Annotated in this window: 20 protein-coding genes and 1 riboswitch; of the genes, 16 read left to right on the forward strand and 4 right to left on the reverse strand. The window is 73.3% G+C overall.

The features are described from left to right. The first annotated feature begins 24 nt into the window (after nt 1-24). The 4 genes from O7631_RS30555 (at nt 25) to O7631_RS30570 (ending at nt 5,113) form a co-directional block, all read left to right on the forward strand. Nucleotides 25-2,142, forward strand: coding sequence for an AAA family ATPase (locus tag O7631_RS30555; protein WP_278147420.1), 2,118 nt, complete (start codon nt 25-27; stop codon nt 2,140-2,142). 106 nt (nt 2,143-2,248) lie between these two features. Further along, nucleotides 2,249-3,166, forward strand: coding sequence for a cation diffusion facilitator family transporter (locus O7631_RS30560; RefSeq protein ID WP_278147421.1), 918 nt, complete (start codon nt 2,249-2,251; stop codon nt 3,164-3,166). 113 nt (nt 3,167-3,279) lie between these two features. Further along, a riboswitch (cyclic di-AMP (ydaO/yuaA leader) is annotated at nt 3,280-3,411 on the forward strand. A 55-nt stretch (nt 3,412-3,466) separates the two neighbouring features. Next, nucleotides 3,467-4,480: a hypothetical protein gene (locus O7631_RS30565; RefSeq protein ID WP_278148071.1), complete on the forward strand. Its 1,014-nt coding sequence runs from the start codon at nt 3,467-3,469 to the stop codon at nt 4,478-4,480. Between the two features lie 117 nt (nt 4,481-4,597). Further along, entirely contained in the window at nt 4,598-5,113 is a 516-nt protein-coding gene (locus O7631_RS30570) for a hypothetical protein (RefSeq protein WP_278147422.1), read from the forward strand. Between the two features lie 605 nt (nt 5,114-5,718). On the opposite strand, the gene O7631_RS30575 is transcribed toward O7631_RS30570, so the two are convergent. Then, nucleotides 5,719-6,186, reverse strand: a complete 468-nt coding sequence (locus O7631_RS30575; RefSeq protein WP_278147423.1) for an SRPBCC family protein — start codon at nt 6,184-6,186, stop codon at nt 5,719-5,721. Nucleotides 6,187-6,334: 148 nt separating this feature from the next. Between O7631_RS30575 and O7631_RS30580 the strand changes: the two genes are divergently transcribed. Then, nucleotides 6,335-7,330 carry a PfkB family carbohydrate kinase gene (locus tag O7631_RS30580; protein WP_278147424.1) on the forward strand — a complete coding sequence of 332 codons (996 nt, stop codon included), beginning with the start codon at nt 6,335-6,337 and terminating at the stop codon, nt 7,328-7,330. Then, entirely contained in the window at nt 7,327-8,154 is an 828-nt protein-coding gene (locus tag O7631_RS30585; RefSeq protein WP_088988211.1) for a 5'/3'-nucleotidase SurE, read from the forward strand. Before O7631_RS30580 ends, O7631_RS30585 begins: the two co-directional genes overlap by 4 nt. Nucleotides 8,155-8,171: 17 nt before the next feature. On the opposite strand, the gene O7631_RS30590 is transcribed toward O7631_RS30585, so the two are convergent. Further along, nucleotides 8,172-8,534 carry an STAS domain-containing protein gene (locus tag O7631_RS30590; protein ID WP_278147425.1) on the reverse strand — a complete coding sequence of 121 codons (363 nt, stop codon included), beginning with the start codon at nt 8,532-8,534 and terminating at the stop codon, nt 8,172-8,174. Between the two features lie 388 nt (nt 8,535-8,922). On the opposite strand from O7631_RS30590, the gene O7631_RS30595 reads away from it, so the two are divergent. The 5 genes from O7631_RS30595 to O7631_RS30615 all read left to right on the forward strand — a co-directional run bounded on the left by O7631_RS30595 (nt 8,923) and on the right by O7631_RS30615 (nt 11,892). Beyond that, nucleotides 8,923-9,063 carry a hypothetical protein gene (locus tag O7631_RS30595; protein ID WP_278147426.1) on the forward strand — a complete coding sequence of 47 codons (141 nt, stop codon included), beginning with the start codon at nt 8,923-8,925 and terminating at the stop codon, nt 9,061-9,063. A gap of 128 nt (nt 9,064-9,191) precedes the next feature. Then, a complete protein-coding gene (locus O7631_RS30600; RefSeq protein WP_145779528.1) occupies nt 9,192-9,590 on the forward strand; it encodes a hypothetical protein in 399 nt (132 codons plus the stop codon). 459 nt (nt 9,591-10,049) lie between these two features. Next, nucleotides 10,050-10,736, forward strand: a complete 687-nt coding sequence (locus O7631_RS30605; protein ID WP_278147427.1) for a BON domain-containing protein — start codon at nt 10,050-10,052, stop codon at nt 10,734-10,736. Nucleotides 10,737-10,849: 113 nt separating this feature from the next. Further along, on the forward strand, nt 10,850-11,347 hold the full coding sequence (locus O7631_RS30610; protein ID WP_278147428.1) for a redoxin domain-containing protein: 498 nt from the start codon (nt 10,850-10,852) through the stop codon (nt 11,345-11,347). Then, the gene (locus O7631_RS30615; RefSeq protein WP_269682888.1) at nt 11,344-11,892 is read left to right on the forward strand and encodes a DsbA family protein; all 549 of its coding nucleotides are present in this window, start codon (nt 11,344-11,346) and stop codon (nt 11,890-11,892) included. Before O7631_RS30610 ends, O7631_RS30615 begins: the two co-directional genes overlap by 4 nt. A 12-nt stretch (nt 11,893-11,904) precedes the next feature. On the opposite strand, the gene O7631_RS30620 is transcribed toward O7631_RS30615, so the two are convergent. Next, nucleotides 11,905-14,760 carry a LuxR C-terminal-related transcriptional regulator gene (locus tag O7631_RS30620; protein WP_278147429.1) on the reverse strand — a complete coding sequence of 952 codons (2,856 nt, stop codon included), beginning with the start codon at nt 14,758-14,760 and terminating at the stop codon, nt 11,905-11,907. A 169-nt stretch (nt 14,761-14,929) separates the two neighbouring features. On the opposite strand from O7631_RS30620, the gene O7631_RS30625 reads away from it, so the two are divergent. The 5 genes from O7631_RS30625 (at nt 14,930) to serS (ending at nt 20,280) form a co-directional block, all read left to right on the forward strand. After that, nucleotides 14,930-15,415: a hypothetical protein gene (locus tag O7631_RS30625; protein ID WP_278147430.1), complete on the forward strand. Its 486-nt coding sequence runs from the start codon at nt 14,930-14,932 to the stop codon at nt 15,413-15,415. Beyond that, complete coding sequence (locus O7631_RS30630) at nt 15,412-16,560, forward strand: alcohol dehydrogenase catalytic domain-containing protein (protein WP_278147431.1); 1,149 nt, start codon at nt 15,412-15,414, stop codon at nt 16,558-16,560. Before O7631_RS30625 ends, O7631_RS30630 begins: the two co-directional genes overlap by 4 nt. Before the next feature lie 50 nt (nt 16,561-16,610). Beyond that, nucleotides 16,611-17,792: a saccharopine dehydrogenase NADP-binding domain-containing protein gene (locus O7631_RS30635; RefSeq protein ID WP_278147432.1), complete on the forward strand. Its 1,182-nt coding sequence runs from the start codon at nt 16,611-16,613 to the stop codon at nt 17,790-17,792. 25 nt (nt 17,793-17,817) lie between these two features. Then, on the forward strand, nt 17,818-18,900 hold the full coding sequence (locus O7631_RS30640) for a MerR family transcriptional regulator (protein ID WP_278147433.1): 1,083 nt from the start codon (nt 17,818-17,820) through the stop codon (nt 18,898-18,900). 96 nt (nt 18,901-18,996) lie between these two features. Then, complete coding sequence (gene serS, locus O7631_RS30645; protein WP_278148072.1) at nt 18,997-20,280, forward strand: serine--tRNA ligase; 1,284 nt, start codon at nt 18,997-18,999, stop codon at nt 20,278-20,280. A gap of 97 nt (nt 20,281-20,377) precedes the next feature. Here the strand turns inward: serS and O7631_RS30650 are convergent, their stop codons facing one another. After that, complete coding sequence (locus O7631_RS30650; RefSeq protein ID WP_278147434.1) at nt 20,378-23,521, reverse strand: discoidin domain-containing protein; 3,144 nt, start codon at nt 23,519-23,521, stop codon at nt 20,378-20,380. Between the last annotated feature and the right edge of the window lie 38 nt (nt 23,522-23,559).

The raw sequence follows: 23,559 nt of genomic DNA on the forward strand, positions 1-23,559 counted from the left end.
CGGCGACAGTCGAAGGAGCGTGCGTTGACCGACCAGACCGGCCTGGAGCAGGAGATCGCCGTCGAGCAACGCCACCTCGACCGGGTGTACGCCCGGCTGGCCGAACTGCGGCGGTCGGCGGTCCGCGCCGAGCGCGACGGCTACCGGATGGCTCGGGTGGGCACGTTCGGCGCGCTGGTGGAGCGTGACGCGATGGTCTTCCACGCGGCACAGCGGCGGCACACGCTGGACGCCGAGCACGAAGGGCTGGTCTTCGGCCGACTGGACCTGCGCGACCGTCAGGTGCTGCACGTCGGGCGGCTCGGCATCCGGGACGAGGACGCCACCACGCTGGTCGTGGACTGGCGGGCGCCTGCGGCCGCCGCCTTCTACCAGGCCACCCCGGCGCAGCCGCTGGACGTGGTGCGTCGCCGCACGATCCAGTCCCGCGCCGAACGGGTCACCCGCATCGAGGACGACCTGCTGGATCCGACCGCCGCCCCGGAGGGGATGACGGTCGTCGGCGACGGCGCGCTGCTGGCCACCCTGTCCAAGGCCACCGGCCGGGGCATGCGGGACATCGTGGCGACCATCCAGCGCGAGCAGGACGAGGCGATCCGTTCGCCCGGTTCCGGGGTGACGATCGTCGCCGGCGGCCCCGGCACCGGCAAGACCGCCGTCGCCCTGCACCGGGCCGCGTTCCTGCTCTACTCCGACCGCAGCCGGTACGCGGGCGGCGGCATCCTGGTGGTGGGCCCGTCGTCGGTGTTCGTGGAGTACATCGGCTCGGTGCTGCCGTCGCTCGGCGAGGACACCGCGACCCTGCACTCGTTGGGCACCCTCTTCCCGGGGATGAGCGCCACCCGCACCGACCCGCCCCAGGTGGCGGCGGTGAAGGGTTCGCTGCGGATGCGTCGGGTGCTGGAACGGGCGGCCCGCGACGCGGTGCCGGGCGGCCCGGGTGAGCTGCGGCTGCTGTACCGGGGCACTCTGCTGCGGCTGGACCGGACGACGCTGGACCGGATCCGGGACCGCGCGCTGCACCGGGGCGCCCGACGCAACGAGGTGCGACGGGCCGGCTTCGACGGGGTGTTCGCCGCGCTCTGGGCGCAGGCCCGGGAGGTGGGCGTCACCCGACTGCCGGAACAGCGGGCCTTCGAGGCGGAGATCGCCGAGCGGTCGGAGTTCCGGGAGTTCCTCAAGGCGTGGTGGCCTCGTCTGCACCCTCGGCACGTGCTCGGCTGGCTGGCGCAGCCGGACCGGCTGCGCCGGTACGCCGGGGGGATCCTCTCCACCGCGGAGATCCGGCTGCTCACCGCCGCGTACCGGGATCTGGACTCGACCGGGCTGACCATCGCCGACATCGCGCTGCTGGACGAGTTGGACGCGCTGCTCGGCAAGCCGGTGCAGCCGGCCCGGGCCCGTCGCGACCCGTTCCAGCTGGCTGGCGGCGTACGCGAGTTGAGCACCGCCGCCGACCGGCAGCGGGCCGCCCGCGCGGCGGCCCGGGAGCGCCCGGAGGACTACCGGGACTACGCGCACGTGGTGGTCGACGAGGCGCAGGACGTCTCACCGATGCAGTGGCGGATGATCGGCCGTCGTGGTCGGCTGGCCTCCTGGACGGTGGTGGGTGACCCGGCGCAGACCGCGTGGACCGGCGACCCCGACGAGTTGGACCGGGCCCGGGACCAGGCGTTGGGCCGGCGCAAGCGGCACGACTTCACGCTCACCACCAACTACCGCAACTCCTCGGAGATCTTCGCGGTGGCGGCGGCGGAGATCCGTCGGCTCTACCCGGACCTGCCGCTGCCGACCGCCGTCCGGTCCACCGGCGTCGATCCGGTCGAGCTGGTGGTGCCGGCGACGGGTTTGGAGACCGCGACCGTGAAGGCCGCCGCCGACCTGCTGGCCGAGGTGGAGGGCACGGTCGGCGTGATCACGCCGGTGCCACGTCGCAACGAGGTCGCCGGCTGGCTGGACGCGCTGGACGCGCCGAGGTTGCAGGTGGTCACCAGCCTGGAGGCCAAGGGCATGGAGTACGACGGAGTCGTGCTGGTCGCCCCGAGCGAGATCCGGGCGGATCCCGGTGCGGGGGTACGCACCCTGTACGTGGCGCTGTCCCGGGCCACCCAGCGACTCACCACCATCGACCCCACCGGTTGACCTGCGCGAGCGGCCGCCGGGGGGAGGCGCGACCCGCACACTTGCACACATTGCGATGTGAACATACATTGGACCGGACCTCGGACGGCGGCGGAAGGTAGTTCACGTGGGCGCAGGTCATGACCACCACCACGGATCCGTCGCCAATGCCGCACACCAGCACCGGGGTCGACTCTGGGCGGCATTCGGGCTGCTCGCCACCCTGATGGTGGTCGAGGCGGTCACCGCCCTGCACACCGGGTCACTCGCCCTGCTCTCCGACGCCGGGCACATGTTCACCGACGTGCTGGGCATCGGCATGGCGCTCGCCGCGATCACCGCGACCCGGCGGGCCGCCGGCGACCCGCAGCGCACCTTCGGGCTCTACCGACTCGAGGTGCTCGCCGCACTGGCCAACGCCGTCCTGCTCTCCGGTGTCGCGGTCTACGTGCTGATCGAGGCGATCCGCCGCTTCGGCGACCCGCACGAGGTCATCACCGGTCCGATGCTCCTGGTGGCCGTCCTCGGCCTGCTCGCCAACATCGTCGCCTTCGCCCTCCTCCGCGCCGGCGCGCGGGAGAGCATCAACATCCAGGGCGCCTACCTGGAGGTCCTCGGCGACCTGCTCGGCTCGGTCGGCGTGATCGGCGCGGCACTGCTCATCACCGTCACCGACTGGTGGTGGGCCGACCCGCTGGTCGCCGTCGCCATCGGTGTGTTCATCCTGCCGCGCACCTGGCGGCTGGCCCGGGCAGCCATCCGCATCCTGGTGCAGGCCGCACCGGAACACCTCCAGGTGACCGCCGTGCACGACCGGCTGGCCGCGGTGCCCGGCGTGGTCGAGGTGCACGACCTGCACGTCTGGACGCTCACCTCGGGCATGGACGTGGCCTCCGCACACCTCACCATGGAGCCCGGCGCAGAGGTCGGCGCGGTGCTCACCGCCGCGCGTACGGCCCTGCACGACGACTTCCGAATCGAGCACGCCACGTTGCAGATCGAGCCAGGCGCCGCCTCCGGGTCGTGCGGCTCGATCGAGTGGTGAAGGTGACTTCCCCGTGCTGACGCACTCACCGTCCGTCACATTCGCTGCAGCCGCCCCACCAGTACCGGTAGGCTCTGTCCCGGCCGCCACCAGGCGGCGCCTCCCGGCGCCGGTGGTGGTCGTCGCCTAATCGCCCACACGGGCGAACCGGGGAACCACGTTCCTGGGGTGCATCCGCGTCAGCGGTAGGGATCTTCCGTCCCGAACCCGTCAGCTAACCCGGTCGGCGGCTGACGGAAGGAATGCGCAGTGGCACCAGCACGACCACCTGCCGCCCGACTGGCGGCCCTGATCGTCGCGATGCTCGCTCTCGGCGTCGCGCTGCCGGCCGGCACCGCCTCGGCCGCTCCCCCGACCGGCCAGCGGGCCGCCGCACCCGACTCCGACGAAGAGGGCGGCACCCCGGCACTCCGCGCCCAGCTCGAAGCCGCCAGCAAGGGCTACCTGGACGCGAAACGCTCCCTGGACACCTCCGTGCAGCGGCAGCAGCAGCTCACCACCCAACTGAAGACCATCGAGGTCGAACTCGACCAGCGCAGCGGCAAGGTCGGCGAGATCGCCGGCGTCGCGTACCGCACCGGCCGACTCAGCACCATCTCGGCGCTGCTCAACAGCAACACCCCGGAAGGCTTCATGGACCGGGCCGCCTCCCTGGACGCGGTGGCCGCCAACGAGGACCGGGTGCTGCGCGACCTCCTCAGCACGAAGGACCAGGCCAACCGGACCCGCGCCGCCCTGGACGGTGAGATCAACGAACAGCGCAAGCAGGTCGCGGTGATGGCCAAGCGCAAGGAGCAGGCCGAGCGGGCCCTGACCGTCGCCACCACCCCGAAGCCGCAGACCACCGCCGACACGGGCTCCAACCGGGGCACCTCCACCAGCAACGCGAAGGCCGCGCCACGCAACTCCGACGGCTCCTGGCCGAAGGAGTCGTGCAGCGTCGACGACCCCACGCCGGCCAGCGGCTGCATCACCCCGCGCACCCTGCACGCGCTCAACCAGGCCAAGGCCGCGGGCTTCACCCGGTACGTCTCCTGCCACCGCAACGGCGGCTCGGGCGAACACCCGAAGGGCCGAGCCTGCGACTTCGCCGCGCAGAAGGGCGGCTTCGGCGGGGACGCCACCGGCGGGGACAAGACGTACGGCAACAACCTGGCGGCGTACTTCATCCGCAACGCCGACCGGCTCGCCGTGCTGTACGTGATCTGGTACCGGCAGATCTGGCTGCCCAGCAGCGGGTGGAAGTCGTACAGCGGGGCGGGCGGCGACCCGTCCAGCGACCACACCAACCACGTACACCTGTCGGTCTACTGACCGCTCGTGGCCGGTGCCCCCGTCGAGGAGCACCGGCCACGGCTACGTCGCGGGACGTACACCCGATGTCGCCGGTCATCGGACGACCCGGCCACGGTCAGCGGGCAGCATCGCGGTATGCCTCGGATCCCACCTACCGCCCGCAAGGCACTGCTCACCCTGCACCTGGTCACCTCGCTGGGCTGGCTCGGCGCGGACCTGGTGCTGCTCACCCTCGGCATCGCCGTACAGCGGGGCGCCGACCCGGCCGTCCTCTACCCGGTCGGCGCGCTGGTCGGCACCGTCCTGTTCGCACCGCTGAGCGTCCTGGTCTGGTTGATCGGTGTCGTCAGCGCGCTGCTCACCCCGTGGGGCCTCCTGCGCTACCGGTGGGTGCTGGTCAAACTCGTCATCACCACGGTGATGGTCGGACTGGTGCTGTTCCTGCTCACCCCGAATCTGCGGCACGCCGGAGCGCTGGGCGCCGCCCTGCCCGTACGCGATCGCGCCGACCTGGTGATCGCGCCCGCGGTGTCGACCACCCTCATGATCATCGCGACGGTGCTCTCCACCTACAAGCCGTGGGGCCGCCGGCAGGCCGCCCGAACGACCACCGCGAGCACCGCCCGCACGTCGGTGCCCACGCCGCCATGATCGTCGCCCCCGACAAAGGCGCCGCGAGAGGGCGACGCCGCCCAACGGCGGCCACGCCGCCATGATCGCGGTGCCCAACCGCGACAACGCCCCACGGCGAGTGTTCGCCGCCATGATCGCAGCCCCCAACCGCCACAACGCCCCACGGCGGGTGTTCGCCGCCATGATCGCGGCGCCCAACCGCGACAACGCCCCACGGCGAGTGTTCGCCGCCATGATCGCGCTGCAACCAGGATGTAGTGGTGGCCTGAGCGCCGTGAGGCCACTACATCCATGATCGAGCGTGACCTTGAGGGCTGCGGGCGCGCCGATCCGCCCGCGGGCGGTCGCGCCGGGTGTTCGCCCTCAAGATCCGCGCAACATCAGGGATAGTGCTGTCTCCCGCACGTCGGAGGCAGCAACATCCGGGATATTGCGCGGATCTTGGGGGCGAGGGCGCGGGGCGCGGGGCGCGGGCGCGCGGGGCGCGGGGCGCGGGGCGCGGAGCGCGGGGCGCGGAGCGCGGGCGCGCGGGGCGCACGGGCGTGAGGCGCGGGCGCGCGGGGCGCGAGTGGGGCGCGCGGGCGTGAGGTTTGGGCGCGCGGGGCGCGAGTGGGGCGCGCGGGTCAGGCGGCCGGTGGGGGGTCGTCGGCGCGTTCCAGGGCCGGTCCCAGTCGGGTGGCCAGGGCGAGGTGGGCGGCACGGGCCTGGCGGAACGCGTACCGGAACAGGGGGGCCGGCGCGGTCAGTGTGATCTCGACGTCGATCCGGACCAGGCCGTCCGGCTCGGGGCGCAGTCGGGTGTGGTTGCGCACGGTGGTGGCCGGCCATTGACGGGCCACCATGACGATCTCGTCGTCCTCGTTGATCAGCACGTCCGCGTGGTACGTGGTCGTGAAGCGCAGCGGGCCGACCGCCAGACGGTCGTTGATCGTGTAACTGGCCTGCGCACCGGGTCGGGGCGGCAGTTGACGGACCTGGACGATCAGGGGGTGCAGCTCACCCTGCCGGGTCAGGTCGCTGAGCATCTCCGCCGCGTGGGCCGGCGAGCACCGGGCCTGGACGGTGTAGCTGAAGGTATCGCTCTTGAGCACACCGTCTCCCGCCGTCGATCGTCGCACGATCGTCCCCTACCGATGTCTGGCTGGCAACGTCCCGGCGGACGAACCCGGGGCGACAGGACAGGGAGCTACCATTTGCCGCATTAGTGATGAATTACCCAAACGTGCTGGGGGCGGGACCATGAACGGTGACGATCCGGTGAGCGGGCACGTGATGGTCTTCGCGCCCACACCACAGCTGACCGTGACGCTGGACCAGCCCAACGATCACCCCGAGTTGCACCTGCACCCCGGCGGGCAGGGCGTCTGGCAGGCCCGGATGGTGATGTCGCTCGGTGTCGACGTGGTGCTCTGCGCCGCCCTCGGCGGCGAGATCGGCCAGGTGTTGGAGCCTCTGCTGGTCAGCGAGGGCGTCGACCTCAAGGTGGTGGTCCGTGACTCCGGCAGCGGCGGCTACGTGCACGACCGCCGGGGCGGGTCCCGGCAGGAGATCGCCGACGTACCCGGGCAGCCGTTGAGCCGACACGAGCTCGACGAGCTGTACAACCTGGCCCTCGGCGAGGGCCTGAGGGCCGCCGTGAGCATTCTCAGCGGCCCGAACGCGCCGTGGCTCGTCCCCGCCGACCTGTACCGGCGTTTCGCGGCGGACCTCGGCGCCAACGGTGGTCGGGTCGTGGTCGACCTCTCCGGCGATCATCTCGGAGCGGTGCTGGAGAGCGGCGTCTTCTTCCTCAAGGTGAGCCACGAGGAGTTGATCCGCGACGGCCGCGCCCGCACCGACGACAGCGTCGAACTGACCCGGGCCATGTACGAGCTGCACGCGGCCGGCGCCGAGACGGTGGTGGTGAGCCGGGCCGACCAGCCGGCGCTCGCGCTCATCGACGGAGAGTTGTTCGAGGTCGAGATGCCCCGCCTGGAGGCGGCCGACCCGCGCGGCGCGGGCGACTCGATGACCGCCGGGGTGGCCGCCATCGTGGCCGGCGGCGGAGACATCCGGACCGCCATCCGGACCGGTGCCGCGGCCGGCGCGCTCAACGTGACCCGGCACGGCCTGGGCACCGGACGGCTGGACTCGATCACCGGCCTGGTGGACCGGGTCCGACTGGTGCCGGCGGACAGCCGGCCGCAGGAGCGGACCACCCCCGACGAACTGGCCGACCGGGTGGTCGACCGATGACAGTACGGGTGTTGATCACCAACGACGACGGGATAGCCGCGCCCGGCATCCAGGCCCTCGCGTGGGCGGCCGTGCAGCGGGGCCTGGACGTGGTGGTCGCCGCGCCGCTGGAGGAGGCGAGCGGCACGAGCGCCGCGATGAGTGCCATGGAGCGGGACGGGCGGGTCGTCGTGAACGACCACCCGCTACCGGACCTGGCGGGGGTGCCGGCGTACGGAGTCGGCGGCTCCCCAGGCTTCATCACGCTGATCGCCCTGCACGGCGCGTTCGGTCCACCGCCGTCGGTGGTGCTCTCCGGCATCAACCGGGGCGCCAACGCCGGCCGGGCCGTGCTGCACTCCGGGACGGTGGGGGCCGCGTTCACCGCCGCCACGAACGGGTGCCGCGCGATGGCGGTCTCCCTCGACGTGCTCTCCGCGGGTGAGGCGACGGCGGCGAGCGGCGGCGCCGCCGTGGACGCCGCAGCCCGGGTGCGGGACGCCGAGCGGCACTGGAGCACCGCCGCCCGGGTCGCCCTTGATCTTCTCCCCCGCTTGCGATCCGCGCCGTTGGAGAGCGTGCTGAACGTGAACGCGCCGGACCTGCCGCACGGGCAGTTGCGCGGGGTGCGTCGCGGCGCGCTGGCCAGCTTCGGCCAGGTGCAGATGACGGTGGCCGAATCCGGTCACGGCTTCGTGCGTACCTCGTTGGAGGAGCCGGGGCAGGCCGCGCAGCCCGGCACGGACGTGGCGTTGCTGGCCGCCGGGTACGCGTCGGTGACGGCCATCCGGGCGGTCACCGAAGCGACCGACGTCGACCTGACCGGGCTGGACGAGCAGACCTGACGTGGTGTCGGGCGCGCTCAGGCGCCGGGCAGCACCTCGGGGGTGGCCGTACCGGCGAAGTAGGGCTCGGGAGCACCGAACAGGCCGAGCAGGCCGGTCACCCACAGCTGCCGGTGCACGAACCGGCTCGGCTCGGTGACCACCAGCTTGACGTCGCTGACCTCGGCCGTCTGGAAGCCGGCGACCATGGCGCTGATGCCGACGGAGTCGATGAAGGTGACCAGCCTCATGTTGAGCTCGATGCGCAGGGGCCGACCTTTGGCCAGCACCTCCGCGATCGCTTCGCGCACCTCGTACGCTGTGTCGACGTCGATCTCACCCCGCGGGGCGATCTCCACGACACCACCGGACAGAACCGACTTCACGATCGACAGGCTCACGCGAGCACCTCCACCCGCCCGTCCCCCGGGCGCCTCATCAGTACGCGGGCCGCGACCGAGAGTATTCCTCCAACGGCCTCGGTCGCCACCCCTCGGGATGAGTAATTCGCGGATCCGAGCCAACAAAGCGGCCCATATCCGTACTTTTCAGTATCTGATTACTCAACACTTTTCGTCATCTGCGCCTCGTTGATCAGTCGTGACCCACGCGTCGCCGGACCAGGGTAGCCGTCCGGGCCCGGCACGCCGGACAACCGCCCCATGACGTACGCCCGTCCCGCGTGCCACCGGCGTGTCGTCCGCACCCGAGCACGCCGATCGGCGCCCGTGGTTGCCGTTCCGTCCTAGCATCGGGCCGGGACACCCACCGTGACGGAGAGGACCTTCAATGATCAAGCGACTTGCGGGGCTGGCCGGCGTCGGCGTACTGCTCGCCCTCGTACTGGCCTGCGGTTTCGGCGGAGGCGACGACGATGACGACGATGACGACGACTTCGCGCGGGGCGTTGCCGCGGTGGCGGTGCGCTGAGGTTGCGGCGTGCCGGGTTTGCGCTCGGGCGACCGTGGGCACTGGCGGTGTAGGCGAACCGTGACGCGCTGAACAGACGCCGAAGTCCGAAGTGGCCGGCGGCTTCGGCACCCGAGGAGGTAACCACGATGTTCGGAACCAACCTGCTGGACCGCCGCAGCAAGCCGGAGCGGATCGCGGACCAGGCCTGGGAGCACCTGCTCTCGGCCGTCAGCTCCGCCGGAGACAGTGTGCGGGACACCGCACGGTCGGCCCGTCGCAACAGCAGCGACCTCGCCGACGGCGCCGGTGACCTGGTGGGCTCCGCCGCCGAAGAGGCGCGACGCCGCGCCTCGCTGGCCTTCGACGCACTCGCCGGTCGCCAGCCGGCTCTGCCCTGGACACTGCTGATCGGCGCAGCGCTCGTCGGCGCGGCGGTCGGCTGGGCCGTGGGTTCCGCCGCGCGGGCCGCCGGCAGCCGGGACAACTCCTCCGTCGACGACGTGGAGTTCGTCGACGTCGACCGTCCCAACTCGCCGGCGGTCTGAGCACACGTTTCCGCACCCCGGGCCCCGATCGACAGCTGTCGAACGGGGCCCGTACCAATGGGGCGGTACGGGGTGGGGCCGGTCCGCCGGGTGCCGGACCCCTCAGGCGGCCCGGCGGACCGGTGCTCTGGTGGTGGTGATGGTGGTGGTGGTGGTGGGGCACACCCCGGGGGACGGGGTCGATCGGCCGGGAGCGTCGTGGCCCGGGGGACGAGCACGACGACGGGGACGGAGCTGCCCTGGCTCCACCACCCGACGCGACGGCTTCCGCGATCGAGGAACGCGATTACCGTAACCGAAATACACTCGTGATGGAAGCGCTCCCATGGATGAAACAGTCGTCATGTCACCCCGTCCGGGCGAGGACGGTTCACCCCGAGCGGCGGCAGGTTCGACGTCGGCGAGCCTCCGGCTGCACGTCGCCGCCCGGTTCGCCACCGGAGCACGGGAGGAGGACAGATGGCCATCGCGGAGATCAGCCGCACCGACCAGGACATCCAGTCCGCCGTACTCGACGAGCTGACCTGGGAACCGCGGGTACAGCCGCACGAGATCGGCGTGACCGTCGCCGAAGGCGTCGTCACGCTGACCGGCCGGGTGGACAGCTACGCGAAGAAGTGGGCCGCCGAACGCGCCGCGCACCGGGTCGCCCAGGTCCGGGCTGTCGCCAACGACCTGGCCGTGCAACTGGCCGCCGGCGCGGAGCGCACCGACCCCGACCTGGCCGCCGCCGCCAGCCACGCGCTGGAGTGGGACGCGTTCGTACCCGTCGAAAAACTCCAGGTCACCGTCTCGACCGGCTGGGTGACGCTGCACGGCGACGTCGAGTGGGAGTACCAGCGCCGCGCTGCCGAACGCGCGGTCGGCCGACTGACCGGCGTACGCGGGGTGAGCAACGGCATCGCCGTCCAACCGGCCGCCGCGCCGGACGGTCGGAACCTGGCCGAGCGCATCGTCGACGCCCTCGCCCGAGCCGGGGCGACCGAAGCCGAACGGATCACCGTCCGGGTGCACGGCGACACGGCGGTGCTCGCCGGGTTGGTGCACTCGATGCCCGAGCGGGCCGAGGTCGAGCAGGTGGCATGGTCCGCGCCCGGCATCCGTGAGGTGCAGAACCACATCGCCGTCGCCCCGGGGCTGCGGTGAGTGAGCGCCACGCGCGGCGCTGAGCGAGCCTGCCTCAGCGCCGCGCTGAGCGGGCCCGGAACCACCCGAGGTGGGTGAGTCCGCCTCACCCACCCCGGGAGCAGGCTGGGGGCATGAGTGATCCGAACGGGCTGATCCAACCGGGGCACGCCGCGCCCGACTTCACCCTGCCGGCCACCCCGGCCGGGGACCCGATGGGGCCCGAGCAGTTCCGCGGCCGACCGGTGGTGCTCGCCTTCTACCCCGCCGACTGGAGCCCGGTCTGCGGTGACCAGATGTCGCTCTACCAGTCGGCGACACCCGTCTTCGCGCAGTACGAGGCGGTCGTGCTCGGCATCTCGGTGGACAGCATCTGGTCGCACCGGGCGTTCGCGGAGAGCCGGAACATCGAGTTCCCCCTGCTGGCCGACTTCGAGCCCAAGGGCGAGGTGGCCCGTGCCTACGGCGCGTACCAGCCGCGCGGTGAGGCCGCCCGCGCGCTCGTGGTGCTCGACCCGGCCGGCATGGTGGCCTGGAGTTACGTCTCGCCGCCCGACGTGAACCCGGGCGCGGACGGCATCTTCGACGCGCTGGACCAACTCACCGCCGACCGGAAGGTGACGACCGGATGACCACGCCACTGCAGGTCACCGCCCGACTTCGGGACCCGGTGACCACCGAGGACCACATCCGCGGGCCGGCCGACGCGGCGGTCACCGTCGTCGAGTACGGCGACTTCCAGTGCCAGTTCTGCGGTGCCGCGTACCCGAACCTGCACGAGTTGCTACGGCAACGGGCCGACACCGTCCGGCTGGTCTACCGCTACTTCCCGATCGCCAACGTGCACCCGTACGCCGAACGGGCCGCCGAGACCGCCGAGGCCGCCGGGGTGCGGGGCCGGTTCTGGGAGATGCACGACTGGCTCTACGAGCACCAGGACCAACTCGACCCGGTGCACCTCTCGCTCGGTGTCGAACAGGTCGGGTTGCCACCGGACGAGTTGAACGCCGAGGTGGAGAGCCGTGCGCACGCCGACCGCGTACGCCGGGACTTCGTGGGCGGCATTCGGAGCGGGGTGAACGGCACCCCGACCCTGTTCGTCAACGGCGTCCGACACGACGGCGGCTACGACCTGGCCGACCTGTTGACGGCCGTGGACTCCGCCGGCGACGCCTGACCGCCGAACCGCTCAGATCAGCCGCAACTCGCGCGCCCGCCGGACCGCTTCACGCCGGCGGGTCGCGTCGAGTTTGCGGTAGATGTTGCGGACGTGGGTCTTCACCGTGTTGACGGAGAGCGACAGTTCGCTGGCGATCTCCACGTTGGACAGGATGCTCTGCAGGTAGCGCAGGATGGTCAGCTCACGCTCGGTGAGCGGTTCGTCGAGAACGCCCCGGGGCGCCGCCGTCGGCCGGGCAGTGCTCGTGTTGGCCCCCCGGACCAGGTCGCTGACCAGCGTGAAGTGCGCGGTGCCCGCGTCCAGGTGGGCGGCCAGCAGGTCCCGTACGGGTGGTGCGGCGCGGGTGAAGACCCGTCGGCAGCCCTGTGGGCCGGCGAGGTCCAGCACCTGTTCCAGGATCCGGCCGGCCCGACGCCCGTCCCCGGCCCGCTCGGCGAGCACCGCGTCCAGCAGCCCCGCGTCCAGGCGTACCGGAAGGGGCCAGGCCGTGGCCGTCGGCGCCTGCCAGGCCGGCAGGGCCCGCCCGGCCGCGGCGGTGTCGCCGGCCAGCAGTTCCACCTTCGCCACCGTCACCGCCAGCACCGGGTCGGTCCCGTCGTCGGCGATTCCGGCCAGCAGGTCACGGGCGGCGTCCAGGTCGCCCCGCTCGGCGCGTAGTTCGGCCTCGGCGGCCCGCACAAGGCTGGTCAGTTCGGTGGCGGAGGGACGGTCGGCCAGTGCCGCACCGGCCCGGACGAGCAGCCGCTGGCCGGCCGCCGGGTCGCCGGCGTCGCGGTGCAACTGCGCCCGACACAGGGCCGCCACCGCCGCCGCCACCGGTTCGCCGGGAGCGGCGGCGAGCCAGTCCTCACCGGTACCGGCCTCGGCGCCGCCGCCCCACCCGTCCGCGACGCCGAACGCCGGGCCGGCGAGGGCGAGGTTCGCCGCCGCCTCCTCGGGCTGGTCACGCAGCAGCGCCACCAGGGCCAACGCCAGGTACGCGTAGGCGCAGTCGAGCCGACCCGACCAACCCCGGCAGGGCGGCATCCCCAGCGCGTCCCGGGCCGCCTGCTCGGCCGCCCGCAACTCGCCGCGGACCGCGAGCAACAGTGCGGCACGGCTGGCGCCGACCAGCTCGGTACGCGGCCGACCGGCCTCCCGGGCCGCCGCCCGGGCCCGGACGAAGCGGGCAGCCGGCAACGCGCCGTCAGCCAACTCGACCAGCCCCAGCGCGGTGCCGGTGAACGCCCTCAGGTCCGCGTCGTCGGCCGCCGCGCCCCCACCGGTGGTGGGGGCGGAGCTGGTCGGCGCGGAGTCCGGCAGCCGGGTCGGTGTGGCGCCCTCCGGGCGGGTTCGCAGCAGTCGGGCGGCGGCGGCGCGGACCTCCGCCTGGTCGTCGGCGAGCCGGGCCACGCTCACCTCCAGCGCGGTGACCAACCGCAGGAACCGGTCGCGTCGGGGCACGGGAAGACCCGCGGCGTGCTCGGCCGCCACGCCCAGGTGGCCACTCGCGACCGGCAGGTCACCGGCGCACACGCGCTCGGCGGCACAGGCCAACGCCACCTCCGGATCGGCGCGGACCACCTCCGCCGGTGGGGCCACGGGGGCCGGGGCGTGCACCGGTTCGCGGTCGTAACGGGTCAGCTCCGGCCAGTGGGCGACGAACAGGTCGCCGGCCAGGTCCCACCGGCCGGCGGCCAACGCGTGCCGCAGACCGTCGGCCGGCCGGCCGTCGCCCGCGTACCAGTCGGCGGCCCGGGCGTGCAGCTCGCGCAGGTCGTCGGCGGGCAACCGGGCCAGGTCGGCGCGGAGCAGGTCGGCGAGCAGGGGCTCGCACCGGTACCAGGCTGGGCGGGTGTCCTCCCGGTGCAGCAGACCGCCGGCCCCGGCCAGGTCGGCGAGCGCCTGCCCGGCGTCGGCGCGGCCGGTCAGCGCCTCGGCCAGGTCGGCACAGACGGTGTCGACGACCGCGGTACGGCGCAGCAGGTCCTCCTCGGCCGGGTCGAGCGTCGCGAGCACCTCCTCGTGCAGGTAGCCGGCTATCTCCGGTTGGTCACCGCCGAACTGGCCCGCCCAGCGCTCCGGGTCGGCCTGAGCGCGTACCGCAAGGGCCGCGATGCGCAACGCGGCCGGCCACCCTCCGGTCCGCTCTCGCAGGCGGTGCACGGCAGCCGCCGGCAGCGCGGCACCGTGCGCGGTGAGCAGGTCGGCAACCTCGTCGTCGGTGAACGCCAACTCGTCCGGGCCGATCTCGGTCAGCTCGCCGGCGAGGCGGAGCCGGTGCAGCGGCAGGTGCAGCCCGGCCCGCGCGCCGATCACCAGACGCAACCGCTGCTCGGCGTGGCGCAGCAGGAACTCCAACCCGGTCAATGCGGCCGGGTCGGCGACCCGGTGCAGGTCGTCCAGGATCAGCAGCACCGGCCGGTCCGCGGCGGCGAGCGAGGCGGCCAGCGCCTCTAGGTGCTCGGGGCGCGGCGACCGGTCCGGCACCGGTCCACTCTCCGTCGAGCCGGTGGCCGCACGCAGGGCCGCCGCGAGGTACGACCAGAGCCGGTCACCGTCGTCGCCGACCTCCACGGACACCCACGCCGGAACCGGGCGGGACTCGGGCGGGGCCGCCAGTTCGCCGGAGTCGGGCACGACAGCACCCGGCTCGACCTCGGGCGGAGCGCCACCCAGCCGTACCCAGGACGCGAGCAACGTGGTCTTACCCCAGCCGGCCGGAGCAGCGATCCGGGTGACCGGCCCCGCGCTGCCCTCGTCCAAGCGGCGCAGCAGTCGGGGTCGGGCCACGACCGGTTCCGGCGGCACCGCCGGGGTCAGCCGGGACGCCAGCAGCGGCGGCCCCGCTGTCGGTTCGACCCGCACGCGATCCTGTTCCGACACCCAGCCCCACCCCCACCGCACGTTCCGCCCCCGGTCGGCGAGCGGTTACCCGGCGGAAGGCGGTTCACCCCTTCCGGGCGAGCACGCTTCACCCGGGCGGGGCCGAGGATCGGGGGACGTGGCAGCCGCCCTGGTGGCGGCGTCCGCGGGGTACGGACGGGGAGGACCTGTGGGACCGATGGGACGGCTGGCGCGGGCGGGACCCGCCCTCGGCAGCGGTGCGCTGGCCCGGGCGGTGCGCTTGCTGCGCGTACCCCGGTGGGTGGGTGGGCCGGGCGCGGACGGCCGTGCCGCCGCGCGGGGCCGGACCGGCGCGGACGGCGACCCTGGCGCGTCGGCCCGGTGGGAGGTGGTGACTGTCGACCGGCCGCCCGAGCAGGTGCTTCCGGACGGGCGCTGGCCCGAACCACTGCGCCGGCTGGGTGGCGCGATCGAGGTACGGGTACGGCCGGCGCCCGGCGACCGGGGCACGGAGCTGGCCGCCCGGCCACTCGCCGGCGGACCCCCGCCCGCCGGGTTGGCCGCGCACATGGTCGGCGACGACCCGGCTCTGCTGGTGCGCCGGACGTTACGCCAGGTCAAGCAGCGCGTGGAGGCCGGTGAGGTGCTGCGCGCGGACCGGTCCGCGCTGGACCGCACCGAGGTACGCGGGTGAGGGCCCTGTGCTGGATGGCGGCCGACGAGGTGGCGGTACGCGAGGTGCCCGACCCGGAGCTGCGCAACGAGCGGGACGTCATCGTCCGGGTTCGGCGCAGCGCCACCTGCGGCGGTGACCTGCCGTTGCTGGCCGGCCGGGACCCGCTCCTGCGAGCCGGTGACGTGCTCGGGGCCGAGTTCCTGGGCGAGGTGGTCGAGGTCGGGCCCGCGGTCCGCCGGCACCGCACCGGCGACCGGGTGGTCGTCGGCGCGAGCGTCGCGTGCGGAGGCTGCTGGTACTGCCGTCAGGGCCTGCACTCCTGCTGCGACAACGGCAGCGCCGAGCTGGCGAGCGCGGACCCCGACTGGGGGCGCTCCGACGCCGGCTGCTTCGGTCGGCCCCGGGCGGCGGGCGGGTTCGCCGGCGGTCACGCCGAGTACGTGCGGGTGCCGTACGCCGACGAGGGTGCGTTCGGAGTGCCGGACGGGGTCGACGACGACCGGGCGGTGTTCGCCGCCGACGCGGCGCCGACCGGGTGGCTGGCGGCGGAGGTGGGGGCGGTACGTGCCGGCGACGTGGTGGCGATCTGGGGTGCCGGGGCGGTGGGCCAGCTGACCGCCCGGGCGGCGGTGCTGCGCGGCGCCTCCCGAGTGCTGGTGCTCGACCGCCACGAGGAGCGGTTGCGGATGGCCGAGCGGCACTGCGGCGCGGAGCCGCTGGACTACCGTCGCACCGACGTCGCGGCGGAGCTGCGCGACCGCAGCGGTGGACGTGGTCCGGACGTGTGCGTGGTGGCGGTCGGCACGCCGCCGGCCCGATCGTTGATCGACCGGTTCGGTGGCCACACCGCCGACCGACCGGACGCGCTGCGGGAGGCCGTGTACGCCTGCCGCAAGGGCGGTGTGGTGGTGGTGCTCGGCGCGACCGGCGGCTTCGTCGACGCGTTCCCGCTGGGCACGGTGACCGACCGGCGGCTCACGCTGCACGGGGTACGTCGCCCGGACCTTCGGGACGTGCCGATGCTGCTGGACCGGATGGCCCGCGACGAGCTGCGTACCGAGCATCTGGCCACCCACCGGCTGCCGTTGGAGCAGGCCGCCCACGGGTACGCGTTGTTCCGGGACCGGGCCGACGGATGCGTACGGGCCGTGTTCACGCCCTGACGGCCTCGTCGTGATCTGCCGTCGGGGGCCACGAATGGCAGACTCCGGGGATGACTGGGGAGCGGACGTACGACGTGGTGCTGTTCGGGGCGACCGGGTTCACCGGCGGTCTGACCGCTGAGTACCTGGCCCGGCACGCGCCGGCCGGGCTGCGCTGGGCGCTGGCCGGGCGCAACCAGCAGCGTCTCGCCGCCGTCCGCGACCGGCTCGCCGCGATCGACCCGACACTGGCCGAGCTGCCGTTACTGACCGCCGACGTGACCGACGCGGACGCGCTGCGCGCGGTGGCGGAGAGCACCCGGGTGGTGGCCAGCACGGTCGGCCCGTACATCCACCACGGGGAGCCGCTGGTCGGGGCCTGCGCCCGGGCCGGCACCGACTACCTGGACATCACCGGCGAGCCGGAGTTCGTCGACCTGATGTACGTGCGCCACCACGACGAGGCGACCCGCACCGGGGCCCGGCTGGTGCACGCCTGCGGGTTCGACTCGATCCCGCACGACCTGGGGGTCTGGTTCACCGTCAAGCACCTGCCCGCCGACGTGCCGATCACCGTGGACGGTTACGTGCGCGCCGGTGGTCGGTTCTCCGCCGGCACGTACCATTCCGCGCTCACCGCGTTCTCCCGCACGGCACAGGCCAGTCGGGCCGCCCGGGACCGCCGTGCGGTCGAACCGCGCCCCACCGACCGCCGGGTCCGGGCGGTACCCGGCCGGCTGGCCCGCTCCGCCGAGCTGGGCATCTGGACCGTCCCGCTGCCGACCATCGACCCGCAGGTGGTCCGCCGAACGGCAGCGGCCCGTCCGGAGTACGGCCCGGACTTCCGTTACCGGCACTTCGCAGCGGTGAAGCGGCTGCCCACGGTGCTGGCCGGCGCGGCCGGGCTCGGCGCGCTGATCGGGCTGGTGAAGCTGCCGCCCAGTCGACGGTGGCTGCTCGGCCGACTGGCCTCCGGGCAGGGCCCGACCGCCCAGCAGCGGGCCGCGTCCTGGTTCCGGGTGCGGTTCGTCGGCACCGGGGGTGGGCAGCGGGTGGTCACCGCGGTGGCCGGCGGCGACCCGGGCTACGACGAGACGGCGAAGATGCTCGGTGAGTCGGCGCTCTGCCTGGCGCTCGACGACCTGCCGCCGACCGCCGGTCAGGTCACCCCGGTCGCCGCGATGGGCGACGCGCTGCTCGACCGGCTCGTCCGGGCCGGGCTCACCTTCCGGGTGTTGGACCGCTCGGCTTGACCCTCGACCGGGTCGAGGGGGCAGGATGCCCAGCGTGAGCGACCTGCACAGCATCGGTGAGCTGGCCCGGGCCAGTGGCCTGACCGTCAGCGCCCTGCGCTTCTACGACTCGGCGGGGGTGCTGGAACCGGCCCTGGTCGACCCGGTGACCGGCTACCGCTGGTACACCGACGAGCAGATCGCGCCGGCCCGCCTGGTGGCCGGGCTGCGCCGGATCGGCATGCCGGTGCCGGAGATCGCCGCCGCGGTACGCGCCGAGCCGGCCGCGGTGCACCTGTTGCTCGACGCGCACCTGCGTCGGCTGGTCGACGGGCTCGCCGACGCCCGCCGTGAGGTGACCCGGCTCCGGACGCTCGTCGACCCGGCCCCGCAGACCAGCACCACTGTGCTCCTCTCCCCCGCCGACCTGGCCGCCGCGCTCGACGCGGTGCGCTTCGCCGTCGGCGCCGACCCGGAGCTGCCGATGCTCTCCGGCGTGCTGCTCGACGTGGAGTCCGACGGCGTGCGGCTGGTCGCCACCGACCGGTACCGGCTCGCGCTGGCCCGGGCCCGGGCCGACGTCGACGGTCCCCCGGTGCGGGTGTTCGCACCCGTCGACCTCGTCGACCAGGTCCGGGCGCTGCTCACCGCCGCCGACGCCCGGCCGGTGCGGCTGACCGTGGCGGGCGCGGGTCTGCGGGTGCTGGTGGCCGGGCGGACCCTGACCGGCAGCGCCCTGCCGTACGACTTCCCGGACTACCGCCGGCTGGTCCGCAAGGCCGTCGGCGAGCGGCCCACCGCCCGTCGCATCCCGGTGGACGTGGCGGCGCTGCGCGCCGCGCTGGCCGACCCGGCGGCGCCCACTGTCGCCCGCGACCACGACGGCACGCCCCGGGCGGTCACCGTGTTGGGCGTCGACGACACCGGCGACCTGCGGCTGCTCCCGGACAGCGAGCTGACCTCGGAGGCGCTGCTGGTCGGGGTGGACGGCGGCTACCTGCTGGACGCGTTGAACGCGGCCGGCGGCCCGCAACTGGTGCTGGAGTTGGACGGGCCGATCGGCCCGCTGGCCGTACGCCGTCCGGACGACGCGGACACCTACTCGGTGCTGATGCCGATCCGGCTGTAGACCAGCTGTCATCACTCCCCGTCCCGGGCCGAGGGGGCCGCGACGGTAGCATCTGGTGGTTCACCTGTGACCCCGGACGGAGGCGTACGGAGCAGCATGCTCGACATGGAGTTGATCCGGAAGGATCGCGAGGCGGTAGCGACCGCGTTGGCGAAGCGACTGGATCCCGCCGAGGTCACCCGATCCCTGGACGAGATCCAGCGGCTCGACCAGGAACGACGCGCGCTGATCACGGAGATCGACGCCGAGCGGCAACGCCGTAAGGCGGAGGCCCGGGCGTACGCGCAGGCAAAGCGTGCCGGCGAGGAGCCGCAGGTCGTCGCGCCGGAGGCGGAGCGTCGACAGCTCGCCGACCTGGAGTCCCAGCTGGACGAGGTGCAGGCCCGGCTGCGCGACGCGATGAGCGAGCTGCCCAACCTGCCCAGCGACGACGTGGTGGCCGGGGGCAAGGAAGCCAACCGGGTCGTGAAGACCTTCGGTGAGCCGCCGGTGATCGAGAAGGTCCGCGACCACGTGGAGCTGAGCCGGGCGCTGGGCCTGGTCGACTACGAGCGCGGGGTCAAGCTCGGTGGGTCCGGTTTCTGGATCTACACGGGCATCGGAGCCCGGCTGGAGTGGGCGCTGCTCAACTACTTCGTCGACCAGCACATCAGGGCCGGTTACGAGTTCCTGCTCCCGCCGCACCTGTTGCTGGACTCGGCCGGCTTCGCCGCCGGGCAGTTCCCGAAGTTCTACGACGACGTCTACCACCTCGATTCGGCGTCCGCCCCGCGCGGGCAGTTCCTGCTGCCGACGTCGGAGACGGCGATCCTCGGCGCGTACCAGGACGAGATCCTGGAGACGCCGAAGCTGCCGTTGAAGGCGTTCGCGTACACCCCGTGCTACCGGCGGGAGTCGGCCGGCTCGCACTCGGACGAGCGCGGCACCGTGCGCGGGCACCAGTTCAACAAGGTGGAAATCTTCCAGTTCACCCTCCCGGAGCAGGCCGACGCCGCTCTGGAGGAGATGCTCGCCCACGCGGAGAGCCTGGTCGAGGGGCTGGGCCTGCACTACCAGCGCACCCTGCTCTCGGCGGGTGACGCCAGCGCCTCGATGAAGAAGACCCTCGACATCGAGGTGTGGATGCCGAGCACCGGCAAGTACAAGGAGGTGTCGTCGGTCTCCTGGGCCGGCGACTACCAGGCGCGGCGGGCCGCCATCCGTTATCGCGAGCCGGGCGGCAAGCAGACCCGTTTCGTGCACACGCTCAACGGCTCGGCGCTTGCCACCAGTCGGCTCTTCCCGGCCATCCTGGAGCAGTACCAGCAGGCCGACGGCAGTGTCCTGGTGCCGAAGGTCCTTCAGGAGCGCCTGGGCACCGACCGTCTGACCCCCCGCTGACCGAACCGTCCGACGGCGGCGGGCCTGGTGCTGACGCACCAGGCCCGCCGCCGTCTGTTCGAGCCACGGGTGTCAGTCCGTGGTCAGTCCCGACGGTTCAGGCACCGAACACCTCCACGGAGGTCAGCCGGGCGTCACCGGGCTGCCAGTCGGCGACCGCGATCGCCACGTACCGCCCGGAGGCCCTGGTCGGGACGGTGGTCTCGGGTTTCGGCTTCGCCACCGAGGCGACCGCCGCGTAGCCGAGTCCGTCGGCCGAGGTGGATACGCTGATCGGTCGCCGCCGACCGGGAGTCCAGGTCAGGCGGACCGATGCCAACTCCCGCAGCGATCCGAGGTCGATCACCATTCGGCCGCTCGGGCCGGGTTGCCAGGCGGTCCCCGGGTCGCCGTCGACGGCCGCCGACGGGTCGGTCATGCCGGCCGGGAGCGGTGACGTCGGGTAGGTCGTCCGGGACCGGGCCAGGTCGCTGGTCGGCGTCACCGTCCCACCCGCGAACGCGACGTCCTTGCGGTGTCCGGCGGGAACCGTCACGCGCTGCCGGGCACCGCCGGCCGCGGACTCCACCTGCACCTTCACGATGTGCCCGGCGGGCGCGGTGATTCGGAGGTGGTGCGAGTCGGTGACATCGAAGCGGGTACCGGCGGGAATCGCCTTCTCCGGCTGCGCGGCGGTGACGGTGAACCGGGGCGGCTCGACGCGTGCGGTGGCGGCGGCAAGGTCGACCTGGTAGGTGCTGGTCTCCGATCCGGTGACCTGGCTTCCGCGGTACAGCCGCAGCGTGGCGCGCTGCGGCAGCGTGACGGTCGCCGCCGTGACGTCGTCGTCGGACAGGTTGAACAGGCTCAGGTACCCGTCCGCGTCACTCACCCGCAATGCCGCCGGACCGCCGCTGGGCAGGGTTCGCGACGCGGCGGCGGCCAGGGCAGACCGGCTCGCGCCCGCGTACCCCTCGACGATCAGCCGGGTGCTGCCGGTGGCCGGTCCGCTGGACAGGGTGACGGTGGTGGCGGTCACGGTGATCGGGTTCTGGGCGTTGTGGACGACCAGGCCCGCCCGTCCGTCGACGTCCAGCCAGGAGCCGGTGATGGTCGGGCTGTCCGGCACGACCGCCGCGTCGCTCCAGTCGGTGCCGTCGAGCGAGGTCTGGATGATGTAGCGGGTGCCGTACGCGGCCTCCCAGTCCAGGCGTACGCCGCTGATGTCGACGGCCTCGCCGAGGTCGACGGCGAGCCAACTGTCCGCGCGGGTGCGTTCCTCCCGGGCGACCGCCCAGCGGGTGGAGGGGTTGCCGTCGGTCGCGCGGGCGGCGGGGTAGGCGGGGTCGGCGGACGAGGCAGTGGTGGGCCGGCCGGTGGCGCGGTCGACCCCGCCGGCATCGAGCACCGCGAAGGAGAACAGCGAGTAGCCGTACTGGGTGGCGGCGGAACGGCCGAGCATCCGCACGTACCTGGCCGGACGGGGCGCGAAGCTGATCTGGTCGGTTCCACCGTCGCCGAGGCCCGATTGTCCGGCCAGGGTGACGGATCCCTGTTCGCCGGTGAAGGTGCGGGTGCCGGTGAGCCCGGGTACGCCGGGCATGTTCAGGTTGAACACTGTGAACACGCCCTCGTCGGCACCGGTGCCGGTGGTGGCGTACACGACAGTGCCGGTGGGCAGCGTGACGTACCCGGCGGTGCCACCGGCGACGCGCAGAACGGTCGCCGTGGCGTCGACACCGTCCCGGGCCACCGTGTACGCGGCGGAGGTGCGGCCGAGGACCGGCGCGGACTGCCTCGGCAGCAGCGAGGCCGCCCGGGTGTCGAACAGCCAGTTGTCGTGGGCGGGGGCCCACTGGAACGACACGAATCCGGTCTTGCTGACCGCCGCGGCGAAGGCGGCCGGGGTTTGATGGGCGGTCAGCCCGGCCTGCTCCCCGAAGTCCCGGGTGCCCGCCGCCGCCGTGAAGAACGTACTGCTGGCGACCGGCTGGACCACGCCGCCGTGGGCCGCCCGCCAGGCGTGGAAGAGGTAACTGATGGCGACCTCGGCCCGGGCTTCGGGCTCGTACTTCGGCTCGCCGCTGAACTTGGTGAGCCGATTCTCCGGCGGGTAGTTCAGGTAGGGCATGAGCCGCTCGGCGAGGTCCGCCTCGGCCCGGGCGGCGTGCCGGTCGCCCTGGACCTGCGCGAGGAAGGCGAGCGGCAGGACGTCGCGGCCGTACAGGTGGTAGCGGTCCGCGACCATCGGCATGAAGGGTTCGCCGGCGTCGCTGGCCAGCAGCCGCATGGTCCGCCACAGTTGGTCGCCGTTGGGCTGGCGGGAAAGTGCCTCGGGGAGTGGTTGGCCGGCGGTCAGGAAGTGCGCGGCGGTACGACCCGCGGTGCGCCACAGTTCTTCCTGGTAGTGCGGGCCGAAGGAGCCGTGGTTCTCCACGAGGAACGTGTCGTGGATGTTGTGGGCGGTGTTCCAGTCGGCGACCGCCCGCCCGTCGACGAGGGCGGGGTTGGCCCGGTCGGCTGCCGGTAGTCCACTCGCGTTGAGCGTCCACATCGAGAACCGCTCGCGCCACGCCACGGCGGCGGGGTCGTCCGGCGCCCAGGCCAGGCCGGGCGCGATCGCCTGGGCGTAGACCCCCATCTCCTCGAGCTTGGTGTCACCGATCCAGCCACCGGTGAGACCGTTCGGCGTCCAACTGCCACTGAGCGGGTCGTTACCGGTGCCGAGGGAGTGGGCGTACGCGGCCTGCCCGCGGGCGATGCGGTCGACGTTGTTGCGGGTCACCTCGTCCAGGTCGGACCAGAGCAGTCGGGCGGCCAGGACGAAGTACAGCTCGAAGGTGCTGTCCCAGAACAGCTGTCGGCCCCACTCGGTGCCGCCGGTGAGTCGGTTGGTGGCCGCGAACCGGCGGAGGGTGGCGATGGTGCGGGCGTGCAGCGTGTCCCGGTCGACGCCGGCTGCCGCCGGGTCGTACCCGGGCGAGGTGAGCAGGACCGCGTTACCGAGGACGACGGCGAACCTGAAGTCCGCGAGGCGGTACGCGTTGATCGCCGGATCCCACTGCTCCTCGGCCCATCGGGTGTGGGCGAGCAGCAGCGCGTGGTACGTCTTGGCGACCGGGCCGGTGGCCGCGGCCGGTGGCGTGGTGGCGGCTGGCGCGGCCTGGGCGGCGGTGGGTCGGGCGATGGCGAGTCCGGCGCCGACGGCGCTGCCCAGGATGAGGAGCCGCCGCCTGCTCAACTCGAATTCGGATATACGCATGGTGGTCCTTCGGTGTGACAACGTTGTCAGCCCAGCCT

This window comes from Micromonospora sp. WMMD967 (assembly GCF_029626165.1).
Classification (GTDB): domain Bacteria; phylum Actinomycetota; class Actinomycetes; order Mycobacteriales; family Micromonosporaceae; genus Micromonospora; species Micromonospora taraxaci.

Bases quoted from the DNA above. Each gene is read 5' to 3' on its own strand.
- O7631_RS30595 (WP_278147426.1), top strand. From the start codon at position 8,923: ATGATCAAGCGACTTGCGGGGCTGGCCGGCGTCGGCGTACTGCTCGCC.
- O7631_RS30605 (WP_278147427.1), top strand. From the start codon at position 10,050: ATGGCCATCGCGGAGATCAGCCGCACCGACCAGGACATCCAGTCCGCC.
- serS (WP_278148072.1), top strand. From the start codon at position 18,997: ATGCTCGACATGGAGTTGATCCGGAAGGATCGCGAGGCGGTAGCGACC.
- O7631_RS30580 (WP_278147424.1), top strand. From the start codon at position 6,335: ATGAACGGTGACGATCCGGTGAGCGGGCACGTGATGGTCTTCGCGCCC.
- O7631_RS30635 (WP_278147432.1), top strand. From the start codon at position 16,611: ATGACTGGGGAGCGGACGTACGACGTGGTGCTGTTCGGGGCGACCGGG.
- O7631_RS30570 (WP_278147422.1), top strand. From the start codon at position 4,598: ATGCCTCGGATCCCACCTACCGCCCGCAAGGCACTGCTCACCCTGCAC.
- O7631_RS30585 (WP_088988211.1), top strand. From the start codon at position 7,327: ATGACAGTACGGGTGTTGATCACCAACGACGACGGGATAGCCGCGCCC.
- O7631_RS30600 (WP_145779528.1), top strand. From the start codon at position 9,192: ATGTTCGGAACCAACCTGCTGGACCGCCGCAGCAAGCCGGAGCGGATC.
- O7631_RS30650 (WP_278147434.1), bottom strand. From the start codon at position 23,521: ATGCGTATATCCGAATTCGAGTTGAGCAGGCGGCGGCTCCTCATCCTG.
- O7631_RS30615 (WP_269682888.1), top strand. From the start codon at position 11,344: ATGACCACGCCACTGCAGGTCACCGCCCGACTTCGGGACCCGGTGACC.
- O7631_RS30610 (WP_278147428.1), top strand. From the start codon at position 10,850: ATGAGTGATCCGAACGGGCTGATCCAACCGGGGCACGCCGCGCCCGAC.
- O7631_RS30565 (WP_278148071.1), top strand. From the start codon at position 3,467: ATGCTCGCTCTCGGCGTCGCGCTGCCGGCCGGCACCGCCTCGGCCGCT.
- O7631_RS30640 (WP_278147433.1), top strand. From the start codon at position 17,818: ATGCCCAGCGTGAGCGACCTGCACAGCATCGGTGAGCTGGCCCGGGCC.